Origin of the sequence: Cohaesibacter intestini, assembly GCF_003324485.1 — a bacterium.
Classification (GTDB): domain Bacteria; phylum Pseudomonadota; class Alphaproteobacteria; order Rhizobiales; family Cohaesibacteraceae; genus Cohaesibacter; species Cohaesibacter intestini.
This window is the reverse complement of record NZ_QODK01000003.1, coordinates 429955-447996: the sequence shown is the minus strand read 5'-3', so window position 1 is coordinate 447996 and position 18042 is coordinate 429955. Positions and strand designations below refer to the sequence as shown.

9 protein-coding genes are annotated in these 18042 nt (G+C 57.5%); 5 read left to right on the top strand and 4 right to left on the bottom strand.

From position 1 onward, the window contains the following. Positions 1–278 precede the first annotated feature (278 nt). On the bottom strand, positions 279–1925 hold the full coding sequence (locus DSD30_RS12770; protein ID WP_114010058.1) for an SEL1-like repeat protein: 1647 nt from the start codon (positions 1923–1925) through the stop codon (positions 279–281). Between the two features lie 550 nt (positions 1926–2475). On the opposite strand from DSD30_RS12770, the gene DSD30_RS12765 reads away from it, so the two are divergent. The 3 genes from DSD30_RS12765 to pbpC all read left to right on the top strand — a co-directional run bounded on the left by DSD30_RS12765 (position 2476) and on the right by pbpC (position 11837). Next, complete coding sequence (locus tag DSD30_RS12765; RefSeq protein ID WP_114010057.1) at positions 2476–3780, top strand: UDP-glucose dehydrogenase family protein; 1305 nt, start codon at positions 2476–2478, stop codon at positions 3778–3780. A 339-nt stretch (positions 3781–4119) separates the two neighbouring features. Continuing rightward, complete coding sequence (locus DSD30_RS12760) at positions 4120–9669, top strand: alpha-2-macroglobulin family protein (RefSeq protein ID WP_198662942.1); 5550 nt, start codon at positions 4120–4122, stop codon at positions 9667–9669. Between the two features lie 14 nt (positions 9670–9683). Continuing rightward, on the top strand, positions 9684–11837 hold the full coding sequence (gene pbpC, locus DSD30_RS12755; protein WP_245418462.1) for a penicillin-binding protein 1C: 2154 nt from the start codon (positions 9684–9686) through the stop codon (positions 11835–11837). Here the strand turns inward: pbpC and DSD30_RS12750 are convergent. Together DSD30_RS12750 and purU are read right to left on the bottom strand one after the other, a co-directional pair. After that, positions 11812–12432: a TetR/AcrR family transcriptional regulator gene (locus DSD30_RS12750; protein ID WP_114010055.1), complete on the bottom strand. Its 621-nt coding sequence runs from the start codon at positions 12430–12432 to the stop codon at positions 11812–11814. The two genes, pbpC and DSD30_RS12750, sit on opposite strands and share 26 nt — an antisense overlap. Positions 12433–12995: 563 nt before the next feature. Continuing rightward, positions 12996–13868, bottom strand: a complete 873-nt coding sequence (purU, locus tag DSD30_RS12740; protein ID WP_114010053.1) for a formyltetrahydrofolate deformylase — start codon at positions 13866–13868, stop codon at positions 12996–12998. A 316-nt stretch (positions 13869–14184) separates the two neighbouring features. Between purU and DSD30_RS12735 the strand changes: the two genes are divergently transcribed. Both DSD30_RS12735 and DSD30_RS12730 read left to right on the top strand, forming a co-directional pair. Then, complete coding sequence (locus tag DSD30_RS12735) at positions 14185–15261, top strand: aminotransferase class V-fold PLP-dependent enzyme (RefSeq protein WP_114010052.1); 1077 nt, start codon at positions 14185–14187, stop codon at positions 15259–15261. A 98-nt stretch (positions 15262–15359) separates the two neighbouring features. Beyond that, the gene (locus DSD30_RS12730) at positions 15360–16589 is read left to right on the top strand and encodes an NAD(P)/FAD-dependent oxidoreductase (RefSeq protein ID WP_114010438.1); all 1230 of its coding nucleotides are present in this window, start codon (positions 15360–15362) and stop codon (positions 16587–16589) included. On the opposite strand, the gene guaD is transcribed toward DSD30_RS12730, so the two are convergent. Next, the gene (gene guaD / locus DSD30_RS12725) at positions 16586–17893 is read right to left on the bottom strand and encodes a guanine deaminase (protein ID WP_114010051.1); all 1308 of its coding nucleotides are present in this window, start codon (positions 17891–17893) and stop codon (positions 16586–16588) included. The genes DSD30_RS12730 and guaD overlap by 4 nt on opposite strands. Positions 17894–18042 lie beyond the last annotated feature (149 nt).

The window sequence follows — 18042 nt, the reverse complement described above, 5'->3', positions numbered from 1 at the left end:
GTCTAGCGGGTGGTTGAACCAGACACAGTTTTGCGCGGGTCCCACCGGACATTTTGGTAAAATTTTTTTACCAAAAGAGAGTGCGCTGCACAAGATGTCGCAGTAGAAACTTTGGTATTGTGCATAAATCTCCACCAAGAAGCGGTAATTAGCATTGATATTTCAATTTATTGAAATATTTTCGCAGTTGCGGAAAAGAGGATGCCAAAACCAGAAAGGGCATCCCGCTTTCGGGATGCCCTTTGATGCAAAAACATGCGCCTTTCTGTCCTGCGGCTTTATCGCGCGCGGCGGAACAGTGTCAGAGCGTTGCGTGTGCCCGTGCCAAAATCACCGTCAATCGGTCCGCGATAATAGTTGTCCGATTTCAGGCGTTCCTGAATTTGCTTGCGGGTTTCAAGAGAGATGGCCCCCGGTGCTTCATAGAGCAATTTACGAGCTTCCACATCGTCAGCCTTGAGCGCCTTTAGGAAATAGCGTGCGGCTTCATCCGGCTCTTTTTCCACCCCCTGCCCCCGGTCCAAAAAGACCGCAAGGCCGGTCATCGCTTCCGCGACATCAAGATCGGCGGCCTGCTGATAGAAAATCGCTGCCTTTCCGTAATTCTGAACCGTTCCAGTGCCATCGCGATGCATCGCGGCTGCGAAAACCATGGCGGCAGGATTGCCTTTCGCGGCGGCTTTTTCAAACCATTCCAGCGCCTTGCCTAGATCCTTGGGAACGGCCTGTCCTTGCTGGAACATCACCGCAAGGAAGGCCATGGAATGACCACTGCCAAGCTCTGCTCCTTTGCGGGTGGCCTCGAAGGCTTCCTGTATCCTGCCCGCCTTGTGGAGACCGCGGGTCAATTGGGAATAGAAGCGCGCTTCATCGGGAAATGTGTCGATCGCTTGCTGGCAAATTTCGATCACCTCGCCCGCCTTGAGACTGGCATAGGCAACACCCTCGACCTTGGCATCGGGATCGAAGGAATGGGCGGCCAGGCGATCACAATCATGAATGTCGGCGGGATTGCCCTTGGGTGCCATTGGCGTTGCGTCAACAGCGTCAGCGCCCGCATCTGCAGGCGCAGGCATTTCAACAGCCGTGTCAGGTATCGAGCCTTTGAGTTCAAGTTTTTCTGAGGGACCATCCAGTGCTTCAGACTGCTGCACCTTGTCCGCCATTGGTGCAGTCTCGGGCTTTGATGCAGCGGACGCTGGCTCTGCCTGCTCAGAGGCATGAGACTTGGAAGCCTCTTTCATGGGCGCTTCAGCTTCTGCCTCGCCAGACATGGGCGCCTTTGGTGTCCCATCAGCCTGCTGGGTCATTGGGTCGTCAGCCGTTTCCTGCTGCTTGGCAAGCTCTTGGGAGGGGTCTTCCGTCTTTTCCATGTCAATGGCGGAAGGTGCCGCGCTCATTTCCTCAGACGGCTTTGCCTCGACAGGCTCCCCATCGGTTTCTGGCACCTCAGCCTTGGTCATTGCGACCATTGGCTTGGTATCATCAGGTGTTTTGGCTTCCGGCTTGGCAACGACATCCGCCCCTGTTTCAGGTTCTTTTTCTGCTGGCGGCTGGTTGGCGATGGAATTGATCACAGCAGCAAAGCCCGGCTCAGGCATGACAATTGGAGTCCCATCGGGAATGGCGACAATCACGTCGCCATTCAACGCCTTGACGGTCCAACGGGTTTTATTGACCTCCTTGGACATAGTATCAGGGGTCACGGATACACGCACCTTATCACCGATGGCCACCATGCTGCCTTTGGGCAAGGTCAACTCAATGGCGCCGGTGCGGTTCACCGTCTTGATACGCGCCTTGATTTCGAATGCATGGGCAGAGAAAGACATTGTCAGTGCAGCAATCATCGCCATCGCTGCACTTGCCAGAACGCGTCCCCTGCGAGCCACAAGAGCCTGTTTGCTGAATAGTCTGATAGCCATCTAATCCCCTCTTGAACGAACCACCCGAATCCTGTCAGTCCCGATTCCATAGCATTTCACCCCCTGTCATGCATGATCAAACGGCAATTTTTGTTCACAACCCCGTCATATCAGGGGCGGTTTCAAGCACACGGGCATCACCAGATGGCACTTTGTTGTGACCACCAAGCGGCCAAACCGGGCCGAACAAACGCACCCGTGGAAAGAGTACTGATTTTTCAGAACGCTGGACTGTTATCAAAGTGCAGCATAATTGCGCTATCCCCACTCTGGTCATCATTGATCTTGCTGACTTATTCCTGACAAAGGGGGTCAGACACCGCTGTCAGCCGCCTGTTTTCGCCTTTGGCCGTGCTTCAAAGCCGGTTTGCGGTTGGCAGGCACCCGATATGCACCAGAGGACGATTGGTTTGGTTGAAAGCTGGTGACCAGCGGCATAAATGGGTTGAAGCACGGCGCTGAAAGAAGGAATGTGCCGTCAAAGCCTATGCCGCCTTTTTGGCCGCATTGCCAGACCACAGGGTCACGAGAACAACAAGGACTGCATGCAATGAAAATCTCGGTCATCGGCTCAGGATATGTCGGATTGGTCAGCGGAGCCTGCTTCACCGATTTCGGTCATCACGTCATTTGCGCCGACGTCGACGCCTCGAAAATCGAAGCGCTCAATAGTGGCAAGATCCCGATCTACGAGCCGGGACTGGAACAAATCGTTTCCCGTAACAGCAACAATGGCACCCTGTCCTTCACCACCGATGTGGAAGCCGCTGTGCGAGAGACCGACGTGGTCTTCATCGCGGTTGGCACCCCTTCGCGGCGTGGCGATGGGCATGCGGATCTGTCCTATGTCTATGCTGCGGCCCGCACCATCGCCAAGGCGATGAAAGGCTACACGGTGGTGGTCAACAAGTCGACGGTGCCGGTCGGGACCGGTGACGAAGTGGAACGGATCATCCGCGAGACCAATCCGAATGCGGATTTCTCGGTCGTCTCGAACCCCGAATTCTTGCGCGAAGGTGCCGCGATTGAAGATTTCAAACGCCCGGACAGGATCGTAGTCGGCGTCGAGGACGAGCGCGCCAAGGCGGCGATGGAAGAGGTTTACCGGCCTTTGTTCCTCAACCAGTCGCCTCTGCTTTTCGTCAACCGCCGCACGTCCGAGCTGATCAAATATGCGGCCAATGGCTTTCTGGCGATGAAAATCACCTTCATCAACGAAATGGCGGATCTATGCGAAAGCGTTGGAGCCAATGTTCAGGATGTGGCGCGTGGCATTGGCCTCGACAACCGAATTGGATCGAAATTTCTTAATGCCGGACCGGGATATGGCGGCTCCTGCTTTCCAAAGGACACGCTGGCTTTGGCCAAGACCGCGCAGGATTACGATCATCCGGTACGGCTGATCGAAACCACCATTGCCATCAACGATAATCGCAAACGGGCCATGGCCCGCCGGGTGATTGCAGCCTGCGATGGGGATGTCAGAGGCAAAAAGATCGCCATTCTCGGTCTGACCTTCAAGCCCAACACCGACGACATGCGCGACGCACCCTCCATTTCGATCATTCAGGCCCTGCAGGATGCAGGCGCCGACATCCATGCCTACGATCCCGAAGGCATGGAAGAAGCCAAAAAGCTGCTGGGCAATGTCACCTATTGCGACAATGCCTACAGCGTCGCAGAAAATGCCGACGCGTTGGTGATTGTCACCGAATGGGATGCTTTCCGGGCGCTTGATCTCTCACGCCTCAAAGCGAGCATGAAGAGCCACAATCTGATCGATTTGCGCAACATCTATCGCAAAGATTATATCGAGAAAGCCGGCTTCCAGTATATTTCCGTTGGTCGCCCATAGGGGCAACCTGATCGGACAGTTGCCAAGACAAAGTTCAATGCCGGGGCGCAATGCGGTCCGGCATTTTTGTTTTTATAGACGCGCCTCTAAGGCAGCTTGCGAACGGGGATCGAGGATTATTTCACTCACCCTCGCCCGATTTGCATAGAATTGCCGCAAAGCGGGTGTAAACTATTCCCCACTGTTTGACGATTTTATCGCTACCGTCAGGTCCACGCCCACGCAAGAATGGCACCAGCGGTCCATCCACTTTTTTCCTAAAGGAACCCCGCGCAACATTTCTGCGTGCTCATGCTTCGGGCATTGGGGGCCATATTGGATGATATTTCGGGAGGGGTCATGACCCGGTTTCTGACGGCACTTGCGGCGTTGCTCGCATTCTCCATTCCATCCATCATGCCATCTGTGGTCACGGCGCAAGCACAAGGCGGCAGTCAAATGCGCGACGTGATCATCGAGGAGGATACCGACTATTACGGGTTTGATATCAAGACCCAGCGCCGGGTTTCCTTCGATCAGTGCCAGCAAGCCTGTCTTCACCTCAATGAATGCCGGGCCTTCACCTACAATGTCCGGGCCCGCTTCTGTTTCCTCAAATCCGACTTCAAGACCGCAACACCTTTCGTCGGGGCCATTTCCGGCCGGATCGTCAGCCAGTCAGCCGAGCCGGATCTGGGGGCAGCCCCTCGCCTGTCCTATCTGTCGGCCAGCTGGTATCGCTCAGCCGAGCAACTCAAGCAGACCATCACCAAGATGCAGGGCAATGACACCGGTTTTGAGGAAATGCTCGCACGCGGTCGGGACGAAATGGGTTTTGACAATGCAGCAGGAGCAGTCGGCTGGTTCCAGTCGGCCATTGCCACTCGACCGGACTCCTCTGATGCGTGGCTGGCCTTGGCCGACGCCTCGGCACGCTTGGCCCTCACGGTTCAGAACCGCTCGGAGGCCCGCCGGGCGCGGAATGATGCGGTGAGTGCCGCAGTCAATGCCTATGGCACCTCGCGCACACGCAGCGATCGAGCGGCATCCCTGTCGCGTCTGGCGCACAGTCTCGAGGCTGCCAACTGGTATCGCGAGTCCATCAACAGCTTCAAGCTGGCCCTCGATTTGAAGGAAAATCCTGCGGATCGTGATAATTATATGCGCCTTCTGAAGGCCCATGGTTTCCGGATGTTGACCCATTCTCTGGATGCGGACCTGAAAGTGCCCCGCATTTGTCTGCAATTTTCCGAAGACCTCAAGAAGGGCTTTTCCGACTTTGCCTCTTATGTGCGGGTCGACCAGCAACCACCGCAATCGATTGATGTCTCGACACGGCAGATCTGTGTCGAAGGGCTTGCCCATGGCAAGAGCTATCAGATCGATCTGCGCGAAGGATTGCCTGCAGAGAATGGCGAACGGCTGCTCTCAAACATCCAGCTTGATCTCTATGTTCGTGATCGGGCACCATCCATGCGCTTTACCGGCAACAATTATGTGCTGCCTGCCAGCAACCGTCGGGGCATTCCGCTGGTCTCGGTCAATAGTGACGAGGCCAAACTGGCGCTTTATCGTGTCTCGGATCGTTCCCTTGCGCAGTTGATGCGTGGCTCGAATTTTCTCAAGCAATTGTCGGACTGGGAGCTGTCCAGTCTCGTCTATAATCTTGGAGCACCAGTCTGGAAGGGCGCCATCGACATCCGCCCTAAGAAAAATCAGGATGTGGTGACCTCGATCCCGATCGATGAAGCGCTACCTGAGCGCCAGCCCGGGGTCTATTTGATGACCGCCTCAACCAAGACCAAGAATTTGCGCGATTATGAGGCGCTGGCGAGCCAATGGTTCGTGATTTCCGATATCGGGTTGACCACCTTTATGAGCAGCAATCCAGCCGCCTCTGGCGAGGATACGACAATGGGCGGGTTACAGGTCTTCGTTCGCTCGCTGGCCACTGCCGAGCCTTTGGCTGGCGTCGAAGTGGAACTGATTGCCCGCAACAATGATGTGCTGGGCCGAGGCACCAGTGACGCGAAGGGGCTGGTGAGTTTTGACGCCGGTCTGGTGCGCGGCAAAGAAGGGTTGGCACCAGCGGTGGTGACCGCGGCCAAGGATGATACTGATTTCGTCTTCCTCGATATGACGCGGGCCGGATTTGATCTCTCCGACCGTGGCGTGACGGGACGTGCGTCACCGCAGGGTGTCGATGTCTATGCCTGGACCGAACGCGGCGTCTATCGTCCCGGCGAACAGGTGCATGTGTCGGCCTTGGCACGCGATGCCAGTGCCCGCGCCGTTGATGACCTGCCGCTGACATTTGCCTTCTATCGCCCGGATGGGGTTGAATTGCAGCGACTGGTCGGCGATGGCCGCGCCTTGGGTGGCTATGCGGTCAGCCTGCCATTGACCAGCAATGCGCCGCGCGGCACCTGGCAGGTGCAGGTTTTGGCCGACCCGGATGAACCGGCATTGGCAGAAATGCGGTTCCTCGTTGAAGATTTCATTCCGGACCGCACGGACATGGCGTTGAAACCCGAAAGCGACGTGATCGCCCCCGGTTCGGTCGCAACGGGCAGCATCGAAGGGCGTTATCTTTACGGAGCCCCCGCTGCTGGCCTTGATGTCGAGGGCGAAGTGCTGGTGCGCGAAAGCCGCTCACGCAAGGGCTTTGATGGCTATGTCTTCGGCCTGGCCGAAGAGGACAAGGCAGGCACCGAACGGATTCCGCTCGATATATTGCCACCGCTTGATGCGCAGGGGCATGGACGCTACGAGGTCGCACTTGACACATTGAAGGCATCCACCCGACCGAAAGTTGCCGATCTGGTGATGCGGATGCGCGAAGGTTCGGGCCGCGCCATTGAACGCCGGGTGCGCTATCAGGTGCGTCCGGACACGGTGATGGTCGGCATCAAGCCGCTATTTGAGGATGAACGGGTCTCGGAAAACAGCGAGGCTGGGTTCCAGCTTCTCGCCATCGATCCAGACGGCGCACAGGTGGCGCGCACTGGCCTTGACTGGGCGTTGATCAAGTTGGAGCGCCATTATCAATGGTATCGCGACAATGGCCGCTGGCGGTTCGAAAGCGTTGATCTCGAGCGCAAAGTGGCTGACGGGAGCATTGATTTGTCAGCAGATAATGACCCTGCCGCTTTGTCCTTGCCTGTGGAATGGGGCCGCTATCGCCTTGCAGTCGGAGATACAACCAGCATCGAATTCACCGCTGGCTGGAGTTCTGGCGGATCACTGGATTCTCCGGACGGGCTACAGCTGGCACTCGACAAAGCCAGCTACAAGGCAGGCGAAACCGCCAAGCTGCAGGTTTCACCACGCTTTGCCGGACGTCTCCTGATTGCCATCGGCACGGACAGCATTCGTGACACGCTCTCGGTTGATATCCCTGAGGAAGGGGCAACCATCGACATTCCGGTCGACAAGGATTGGGGTGCCGGGGCCTACTTGCTGGCGACGCTTTATCGGCCGGCTGACAAGGAAGCCTCCCGCAATCCGGCCCGCGCCATTGGCGTACAATGGCTAAAGATCGACCCTGAAGACCGGGCACTTCAAGTGGAGGTCAAACTTGATGAGGGGCTGCGTCCCAATGAGCAGATGATCATTCCGGTGACCGTCAAGGGGGTGAAGGCGGGCGAAGAAGCCTATATTCAGGTCGCTCTTGTCGATGAAGGCATTCTGAAGCTGACCAATCACCCGTCCCCTGACCCGAAAGGACGCTATTTCGGCCAACGGCAGTTGGGTGTTGCCATTCGCGACCTGTATGGCCGTCTAATCGATGGCTCGCAAGGGGCGACGGGAGCGCTTAGAACCGGTGGCGACAGTCTTGGTCCACGCATGCAATCGGCGGGAGACAAGCCGACGCAGGAACTGGTTGCCTTTGTCTCCGGGATTGTGCGCCTTGATGATCAGGGCGAGGCTGAGGTGGCTTTCGACATTCCGCAATTCAACGGCTCGGCCCGTCTGATGGCCACAGCCTGGACCAAACAGGCCGTTGGTGGCTCGGACAAAGATGCGCTGATCCGTGATCCGATCATTGTGCATGCAAGTCTGCCCAAGGTTTTGGCGCCAGGCGATGATAGCCGCGCGCTGATCGAACTCACCAATCTGGAAGCGGATGAAGGCGACTATGTCATTTCGGTTAAAACCAACAAGGCACTGAAACCGGATCTGACCCAGATCCCGCAGGTGGTGCGACTCAATCGGGATGAACGGGTGTCTCTCAGTCTGCCGATTGTCGCCATGGCAGAAGGACGTGGCGATGTGACGATAACCCTGTCACAGGTCACCGAAGAGACTGATGGACTGGCGGATATCATTCACGAAGCGTCCTTGCCAATCCGCTCGGGCATTCTGCCGGTAACACGGGTGATGAGCCTGCCGCTTGCCAAGGGTGACAGCTTCACCGTCGATCAAAGCCTGCTTGCAGGCCTTCAGGTGGATGGGGCGCAGTTGACTGTCGCCGTCAATGAACCGGGCGGCTATGACATTGCATCCCTTTTGTTGCAACTGGACCGCTATCCCTATGGCTGTGCAGAGCAGATCACCAGTCGCGCTTTGCCTCTGCTTTATGCCCGCGATATTGCGCTGACCTTGCCTGAGCATCTGGCGGGTCTGTCGGGCAAGGAAATGGACAAGCGTCTGCAACAGGCGGTCGACAAACTTCTGTCCTATCAGAGCAATGTCGGCGGCTTTAGCCTCTGGGGCGGCAATGCTCCGGACGATGCATGGCTGTCGGCCTATGTGGTCGACTTCCTGACCCGGGCCAAGGAACGGGGGCTTGATGTGGCCGCCGAACCAATGAAGCGGGCGCTGACCAGCCTGCAGAACCGTCTTGCCTATCAAAGCGATCTTGGCCGCGATTCCGCTTCGCTCGCCTACGGGCTCTATGCGCTTGCCCGCAATCGGGCGGTGTCTGCCGGGGACTTGCGCTATTATGTCGAGACCAAGCTGACGGAGTTCAAAACGCCGCTGGCACGGGCACAATTGGGGGCCGCTCTGGCGCTCTATGGGGATCGCAACCGCGCGGATCGGGCGTTTAACTCAGCGCTCAGTCTGGCAAACACTCTGGCTGCCAAACAAACGATGCCGGAAGAGCAAGTCTATGCCTTCGCTTCGCTGCAGAGGGATGTGGCGGCAATGCAGGCCCTTGCAGGTGAGCTGTCACCCGCACCGGACGCTCTGTCAGGCATCAAGGCGCTGGCCGCCGAGCTGTATGATCCCAGCCGTCGCCTCAGCACTCAGGAGCAGGCATGGATGGTTATGGCAGCGCGCTCAAGCCTTGCCAATCCGCAGGATCTTGGCATCGCTGTGAATGGGGCTCCCCTCAAGGGGTCTCTCAGCCAGACTTTGGCTGGATCGTCTTTGGCCAACGCACCCCTTGTCATCGACAATGATGGGACAAAGGCCCTGCAGGTTAATGTGACGACCATCGGCACGCCAACCGAGCCTTTGCCCGCAAGCGAGAATGGTTTGGTGATTGCCCGCTCCTATCACAAGCTGGATGGCAGCCCGACCTCGATGGCCGAAATCCGTCAGAATGAGCGCTTTGTCGTCGTTCTGAGCGTCAACCAACTGGATGATCTGCCGTCGCGGATCATGATCAGTGACCTGCTGCCAGCAGGTCTCGAGATCGAGAATCCGCATTTGCTGAAAAACAGCGACCTCAAGGATTTCAGCTGGCTGCCAAAGACCAACGTGGCTCATTTGGAGTTCCGCGATGATCGATTGCTGGCGGCAATCAACCATGATCGTGGGGCGACACGCACCTACACACTGGCCTATCAGGTGCGAGCGGTAACACCGGGCAGCTATATGCACCCGGCTGCGGTTGTTGAAGACATGTATCGTCCGGACCGTTCAGCCCGGACGGCCAGCGGCTTCATGCGGGTCGTCCGTTAGGGGGCACCCTCATTATGGCCCCGCTGCGATCCATCCTGACCAAGATTCCCATGCCGAAGCTTTTTATCGGCATGGGGCTGGGCATTGGCTTTTTTTTGATGCTCTTTGTTGGTGGCTGGATTGGATTTGTCCAATTCGACAAGACCAACCCACCACCACTGTCACCGCTGACCAAATTGTCGGTTGAAGTGGTGGATCGGGAGGGGACGTTGCTCAGGGCCTATGTCACACCAACCGGACACTGGCGCCTGAAGGCAGATCTCGGTCAGATTGACCCGGAATTCATCAAGATCCTTCTGGCCTATGAGGACAAACGCTTCTTTGCCCATCATGGCATTGACCCGGAGGCGATGCTGCGGGCCAGTTGGCAATTGCTGACCAATGGGCGGATCATTTCGGGTGCCTCCACCATCACCATGCAATTGGCGCGGTTGTTGGAACCCCGAGAAAATCGCACCATCGGTGCCAAATTGTGGCAGATGCTGCGTGCGATCCAGTTGGAACGCCGCATGAGCAAACCGGAAATTCTGGCAGCCTATCTCACGCTTGCGCCCTATGGTGGCAATATCGAAGGTGTCAGGGCGGCGACCCTCGCCTATTTCGGCAAGGAGCCGGGAGCCTTGAGCCTGTCTGAAGCCGCCTTACTGGTTGCCCTGCCCCAGTCGCCGGTTGCCCGCCGACCGGATATCCACCCAGAGCGCGCCTTGAAAGCCCGTAATACCGTTCTGGAACGGATGGCCAAGGCGGCGGTGATCGATATCGGTGAAGTGGCGCGAGCAACCGCCCAACCGCTCAGGGGCACTCGTCAGGATTTGCCGCAACTGGCAGCGCACGCGGCGGATCGCTTGATCCGTGCGGCGCCAGAGAAAGCCATTCATCACACTTTGTTGCGCAAGGACAGCCAGCAGCAACTGGAAACTGTGGTCAAACGCGCCGCGGGTCGTCTCGGGCCGACCCTGTCCGTTGCTCTGGTGATGGCAGATGCGAAGACGGGCGACATTCTGGTGGAGATTGGATCGCCGGACTATGTCAGTGCGGCGCGGGCCGGTTGGATCGATATGAGCCGTGCCTTGCGCTCGCCAGGTTCGGCGCTCAAACCCTTCATCTATGGGTTGGCCTTTGAAGAAGGCCTTGTGCGGGATCAAACCTTGATTGACGATCGACCGGTGAATTTTGGCGGCTATCGCCCCAAAAACTTCAATATGGACTATCAGGGGGAAGTGACCATCCGCGAGGCCTTGCTGCAGTCGCTGAATGTGCCAGTGGTTGCCCTGCTTGATGCCATCGGTCCACAGCGCCTGATGGGCAGAATCCGGCAGGGCGGTGTTAAAGCGGAACTGCCCGAAGGTGAGACGATCGGGTTGGCGGTCGGTCTGGGCGGCATGGGCCTCAGCCTCAAGGATCTGACCCAGCTCTATACCCTGTTTGCCAATGATGGCCGGGTGCGTCCCCTGCGGCTTCAGGCCAAAGACACCGTCCCATCCGAGCTGACAGAGGCGTCACCAGAGGCATCCGGTGCTTCGGTCCTTGATCCAATCGCCACGTGGCACATTGCCAACATTCTCAAGGATGCCAGCCCGCCAAGGGGCAGTGCCAAGCTGGCCATCGCCTACAAGACCGGCACGTCTTACAGCTATCGGGATGCCTGGTCCGTGGGGTTTGATGGCCGCCATGTGATTGGGGTCTGGGTGGGCAAGGCAGACAATGGTGCCGTGCCGGGAATTACGGGTTGGTCCGCTGCTGCCCCGATCCTGTTTGAAGCCTTTGCGAAATCCGGCCTTGCCTTGGAGCCATTGCCTTCAGCTCCCCTCGGGGCGCTTGACCAAGCGCGAGCAGACTTGCCCCCCACCATGAAGCGATTTCACATCGAGAGCCGGTGGGATCAGGACGCTGCCTTGCCAGAGCCTCCGCCACGGATCAGCTATCCGCCCAGCGGAGCACAGATCGAACTGGCCCAAACCAGCGACATGTCTCCCTTCCCGGTGGTGATCAAGTTGCAGGATGGTCGGCCGCCCTTCCGCTGGCTCGCCAACGGACAGGTGTTCGACGCCAATGGCAACCGGCGGCAGATCCACTGGACACCGGACGGTGCGGGTCAATCGACGCTGACGGTGATCGATGCTGCGGGGCGTGCGGACAGTGTCAGTCTGTTTCTGCGCTTGCCATGAGAGTCAGGCTGGACATGTTCGGGTTTGACCATTGGTCTTCGCGCATGATGATGCCGACATCACGGATTGGGCCAGCATGGCCTACAGCGCGCGCAATCACCCATGCTCCCTCCATCAGCAAGAGCAGCTTGTTACCCAGATAGCGGACGATGTCCACTGCCATGCCAAACCGCTTTCCCTCGGTGATGAAGGCTTCCTTCCACTCGACAAACAGAGACTCAGCCTCCTTACGGAAAGCCTCGTTTGAGGCCCCGTTAAGCAGGGTGGCAGAAACCGGGCTCAATTCATGGCTTTCCATCGCGTCAAACAGAAGCGCAATCTCTTCGATCAGATATTGTACGCCGTCGTAAAAGCAACCATTGCCAATGCGTGCCCTTTCGAAGCATCCCGTCATCAACTCCAGAACACATTGAGACGAATGGCGGGCGGCGGCAATCGCCAGATCCTGCTTACCGCCGGGAAAATGGTGATAGAGCGACCCCTTGGCAGTATCGGCTGCGGTGAGGATGTCTGAGATACTGGAAGCGGAATAGCCCTGTTGCCTGAAGAGCGTAGCGGCCACCATCACCAGATTTTCATATGTGGAACGAGGCATGACACACTCTTTACAACCCTTGACCGAACGGTCTAGTAATGATTTGTACGCCGCTGTCCCATCGATCACAATGAATCATCGCCAACTCCATGCAATCCATCTCCAGAGACATGCAACAGCTCCTTGATACACCAAAATTGGCCTCACAACTAAGAGGAGTGGTTAATTCTGATGTTTTGCAAGGATAAATGTACAAGTTTCGGTCTTGGGGAAGCGCTTTTAGTCAAAAACGCTCAAATTGCATCGGCATATTGTTCTCCACCTCTCCTTTTTGTGTCTGTTTGCTGCCGGAAATCTGGCAAGAGAATCAGCTCAATCCATTCAATCAGACCATCCATGGTCGCTTATTGATCATGTTTTCGAGATTGGCTTGTGGACCCCTGTCCCCACAAGGCTGACGCAAGCCATAGACCATACCGCGCCATACCCCCAATTTGGCGCGGTATGGTTGCCTGTTCCAGACTTCAATCACGCAGACAAAGGCGGCAAAAAGAAAGGCCCGCGCTGTGTTGCACGGGCCTGTTTCTTGAAGGGCAGGAGCGGCCGCAAGCAGTCGCCTGATGTCAGCGATGGAAGACGACAGTCCGATTTCCATCAATGAACACACGTCCTTCCGCATGCAGGCGCAGAGCGCGCGAAAGGACCCGCGCTTCGATATCGCGCCCACGCCGGACCAGTTCATCTGGATCATCGGTATGGGTCACCCGCTCGGTATCCTGCTCGATGATCGGACCTTCATCCAGATCCGGCGTCACATAGTGGGCGGTCGCACCAATCAGCTTCACCCCCCGTTCCCATGCCCGATGATAGGGCTTGGCGCCCTTGAAGGCCGGCAGGAAGGAATGATGGATGTTGATGATTTTGCCGAAATGGCGGCTCGACAGGGTGTCGGACAGGATCTGCATGTAGCGGGCCAGCACGACAAGCTCGGCACCGGTGCGCTCGATCAGCTCGTCGATCTTGGCTTCCTGCTCTTCCTTGTTTTCTTTGGTCACTGGCCAGAGATAGAAAGGAATGCCAAGGCGTTCCACATTGTTGCGGCTATCGGCATGGTTGGAGACCACAGCAACGATATCGAGCGGCAACGCGCCTTTCTGCACACGATAAAGGATGTCGAGCAGGCAGTGATCGAAACGGGAGACCATCAGGACGGTTTTGACCACCGCATCACTGCGATTGAGTGAATAGGTGGCGCTGAATTTGTCGGCAAAAGCATCAACGCTCTTACAAAGGGCGGCCAGATCGGTGCTTTCGGGCTTGGACAGGACCACACGCATGAAGAATGTACCCAGACCATCATCCCGTGTCGATTTCGGGGCGGGCTGGAAGAACTGATTGCTCTCCAGAATGTTGCAGCCAAACTCCAGCAGTCGGGCGCTGAGGTCAGCGACGACACCGGGTTGGTCCGGGCAGGTCATTTTCAGGATCATGCTCATGGGAAGTGCTTCTTTTCATACGGTCACAAATAACAGGGCCGGGAGGCAGGTCGCGGTCAGGCGGCGGTCCCGGAACGGGTCGGACCTTAGCCAAGTGACACGCCGCTGAAAAGCCTTGGAGAGGGAGTGGTGCACCGGGAAACACCGAATTTGCGTTAAAAGTTTGTCATTTGGGCCTCTGGGCTAGCCTTTGCGCGGTTCGGTTCGGGGTGGGCTGAGCCACAAGTGGTCATTAGCACTTGCTCCAATACAATCCCCTCTTTATCGATGAAAGTCCCGGGTCTTGTCCCCCTGTTCCATACCGGAGAGATTGTTGATGACCAAAAAGCCAATCAATGCCAGAGGCACCTTTACTCCCCTTGGGGTTTCACGTTCGTCTGAGCGCGTGAGCCGGGCAGTTGGCGAAAGCCTGCGGCACTATGCCGTGATGGAGGACCTCAAACACCAGGCTGATCTGGCACTCAAAGCCTGGTCGGGTGCAGAGGCTGGGACACTGGTTCATTGTACGGCGGCGGCCATCACCTTGTCGGTTGCGGCCTGCATGACGGGAACGGACAAGGCATTGGTGCGCTGTCTGCCACTGCCCACCGGTGGGCCGAGCAAAGTCGTTTTGCCCGCAGGGCACAATGTCAATTACGGCCATCCGGTCCGTCAGGCGATCCGCCTTTCAGGGGCAACCCCGCTCATGGTGGGAGAGGCAGATGCGTGCAGCGAAGGGGATCTGGCATCGGCTCTCAAAGCGCCGGACATCTGCGCGCTGCTGCTGGTCCATTCCCGGTTGGTGCGGGGGGTAACCCCCTCCCTTGCTGCGATGATCTCGCTCGCAAAGGACCAAAATGTACCGGTGATCCTTGATGGGGCGGCGCAGGATTTCAAAGTTGCCGAGCTGGTGGCGCTTGATCCTGATCTGTTGCTGCTCAGTGGACAGAAATATCTCGCTTCTCCTACGGCTGGGATCGTCGTCGGCAAAGCGGAAATGGTGGCGGCAGTGGCCGCACAAGAATCCGGAATCGGACGCGGGATGAAAGCCTCGAAGGAGGCAATCACGGGGGTACTGGCAGCGATTGAGGAACGGCAGGCTCTGGATCTCGCCAATTGGGCACAGGACAAGGCAGCCAAGCTTGCGGCCTTTCTTGAGCGCGCCAATCTGCTGCCCGGCGTGACAGCCTATGCGGTTGCCGATCCGACCAATTTGCCCTTTGAGCGCGCTTGCCTGCGCTTGCCGTGCGAGGCGGCTCCAATTATTGCTGCCTTGAAAGCCTCCAATCCTGCAATCTGGGTGATGGAAGATCGGGCCAGCCAAGGTGAGATCCTGCTCGAAAGCGTCATGCTGAGTGTTGCCGAAGAAGATTTGATCCTTCAGCGTCTTGCCGTTCTGTTGAGGGATTGTTGACTTGACTTTCCTTTGCGGATCGCCACCTTGGCAACAGGGTCTGATCCCCGTCCATTCGACAGGATGCAGGACGGCCAAGGACGTTGAAAGGAATGGGCATGTTTGAAGAAAAAACCGTCATCGTTGTCGGTGCGGGACAGGCTGGGGCCACTCTGGTGCAGCGCCTGCGTGAGCTGGGTTTTGCCGGGCGGGTGACCCTGATCGGGGCAGAGCCTTACCTGCCTTATCAACGCCCTCCTCTGTCCAAGGCCTATCTGTTGGGCGACATGAGCCTTGAGGGCCTGACCCTGCGACCACAGAATTTCTATGATGATTTCAATATCGCGGTGCGCTGTGGGGTGCCGGTATCCGGAATCGACGCCCAGTCCCGCATCATCACGGTCGGGGACGACCAGCTTGCCTATGATCATCTGGCACTGACCACCGGGTCCGACCCTATCCGCATGCCCGAAGCACTTGGCGGCCAATTGCCCGGGGTGCATGTGGTGCGTGGTCTTGCCGATATTGATGGGCTCGAGCCGGAGATTGTCGCCGGGCGACGGGTTCTGATTGTCGGCGGAGGCTATATCGGCCTTGAGGCGGCAGCGGTATGCGCCAAGCGTGGTCTCGACGTGACGCTGGTGGAAGCGGCAGACCGTATTCTGCAACGGGTCGCTGCAAAGGAAACCTCGGACTATTTCCGCAGTTTGCATGAGCGCCATGGGGTCAAATTGCTCGAAGGCAGTAAGCTGGCGCATTTTGTCGGCAATGAACGTGTCACGGGCGCGTTGCTCGATGATGGCACGATGCTGGAAGCAGACTTCGTCATTTGCGGCATCGGCATACGGCCCAACACGGTATTGGCTGACATGGCCGGACTGACGCTGGACAATGGAATCGCAGTGGATGTTCACGCCCAGACCTCCGACCCTCATATCTGGGCTGCTGGCGACTGTGCGTCTTTCCCTTATCAAGGCAATCGCATTCGGCTGGAAAGTGTCGGCAATGCCATCGACCAGGCAAAGACTGTTGCGGAAAACATGCTTCAGAGCCTTAAAGGCACCCCCCTCAAAGACTATGTTGCGAAGCCATGGTTCTGGTCCGACCAATATGATGTCAAGTTGCAGATTGCCGGGCTGAATGCGGGCTATGACAAGATCGTCACCCGCGACGGGGGAGCGGTGAAATCCTTCTGGTACTATCGCGGCGACCAGTTGATTGCCCTTGATGCGATGAATGATCCGCGCGCCTATATGGTCGGCAAACGACTGATCGATGCAGGCAAAAGCGCGGACCCGGCCATTGTCGCCGACCCGACCGCAGACCTCAAACAACTGATGAAGCGCTAGACGGCGCTCTGCTTTTTCTGTGCCTCGCCCGCAATATAGGTCTGGGCGATAGCACGGTCGTCGGCCATGATTTGCAGGATGAAGAGCTCTTCGGCGAGGCTTTGGCAGGTCTCCATGCGCAGGGCCATGGCCGGGGTGGAACGGGCATCAAGGACCGTAATATCGGCTTCTGATCCTGCCACTAACGTGCCGATCCTGTCTTCAAGCCCCAAGGCCACCGCATTGCCCAGGGTCATCCAGTAAAAGGCGCGGTAGGGGTGGAGCTTCTGGCCCCTTAGCGCCAGCACCTTGTAGCCTTCATTTAGGGTTTGCAGCATCGAATAGGATGTCCCCCCTCCAATGTCAGTTGCCACGGCGCAAGTCGCGCCCCGTGCCCTCAGACCCTCATAATCGAACAGACCGGAGCCTAGAAACAGGTTGGACGTCGGGCAGAATACAGGCCGCGACTTGGTTTCGATCATCACGTCGATCTCACGCGGCTGCATGTGAATGCAATGGCCGAGCAGCATTTTGGGGCCGAGCAGACCATAATGCTCATAAATACCTAGATAGTCCGGTGCGTCGGGATAGAGCTGGGTTGTCAACTCGATTTCAGCGTGGTTTTCATCGAGATGGGTCTGGATGTAGCAATCGGGATACTCCTTCACCAGAGCTGACGTGGCTTCGAGTTGCTCCGGCGTTGAGGTGATGGCAAAACGCGGGGTGATGGCATAAAGCGCCCTGCCCTTGCCGTGCCAATCGGCGATCAGTGCCTTGGTGTCATCATAGCCGCTTTGCGGTGTGTCGCAGACGGCGTCGGGCGCGTTGCGATCCATCAGCACCTTGCCGCCAATCACCCGCATGTTGCGCCGGGCGGCCTCAGTGAAATAGGCCTCGGCCGAGCTTTTGTGCGAGGTGCAATAGGCAACGCTGGTAGTGGTTCCGTTGGCAATCATCTGATCGAAAAAGTGGCCAGCCATCAGTGCGGCATGGTCGGGGTCGGCATAGCGCGCTTCCGCCGGGAAGGTGTAGTTTTCCAGCCAGTCAAGCAACTGCGCGCCCCAACTGGCAATCACCTGCACCTGCGGGAAATGCAGATGCGTGTCGATGAAGCCGGGCATCAGGAGATGAGGCCGGTGATCGATCACCTCTGCCTCCGCGCGGGCCAACGGGCGCACCGCAGCATAGCTGTCACAAGCAACAATCCTGCCTGCCTCGATCAGCAAGGCACCATCTTCGATATAAAGATGGGCGCTCTCATCGTGAGGCGTTTGCGGTTCGGCATGGAAAGTCAGGATCCTTCCGCGCAGGATTTTTTGCGACATGGTGTGTCCCGTCGTTGATGTGAGTCGTCGGCTAGCTTGCTTATGGTCAGATTTCTGCCCGATTGGCGATTGCTTCACCCGGGCCTGCCGCATGGGGTTCGATGCGAAGGCTTGAGGCAGACCGTCGCGCAGTATGCCGAAAGGACCGG

Coding starts and splice junctions, on each gene's coding strand:
- DSD30_RS12770 (WP_114010058.1), bottom strand. CDS start 1,925: ATGGCTATCAGACTATTCAGCAAACAGGCTCTTGTGGCTCGCAGGGGA.
- DSD30_RS12765 (WP_114010057.1), top strand. CDS start 2,476: ATGAAAATCTCGGTCATCGGCTCAGGATATGTCGGATTGGTCAGCGGA.
- DSD30_RS12760 (WP_198662942.1), top strand. CDS start 4,120: ATGACCCGGTTTCTGACGGCACTTGCGGCGTTGCTCGCATTCTCCATT.
- pbpC (WP_245418462.1), top strand. CDS start 9,684: ATGGCCCCGCTGCGATCCATCCTGACCAAGATTCCCATGCCGAAGCTT.
- DSD30_RS12750 (WP_114010055.1), bottom strand. CDS start 12,432: ATGCCTCGTTCCACATATGAAAATCTGGTGATGGTGGCCGCTACGCTC.
- purU (WP_114010053.1), bottom strand. CDS start 13,868: ATGAGCATGATCCTGAAAATGACCTGCCCGGACCAACCCGGTGTCGTC.
- DSD30_RS12735 (WP_114010052.1), top strand. CDS start 14,185: ATGACCAAAAAGCCAATCAATGCCAGAGGCACCTTTACTCCCCTTGGG.
- DSD30_RS12730 (WP_114010438.1), top strand. CDS start 15,360: ATGTTTGAAGAAAAAACCGTCATCGTTGTCGGTGCGGGACAGGCTGGG.
- guaD (WP_114010051.1), bottom strand. CDS start 17,893: ATGTCGCAAAAAATCCTGCGCGGAAGGATCCTGACTTTCCATGCCGAA.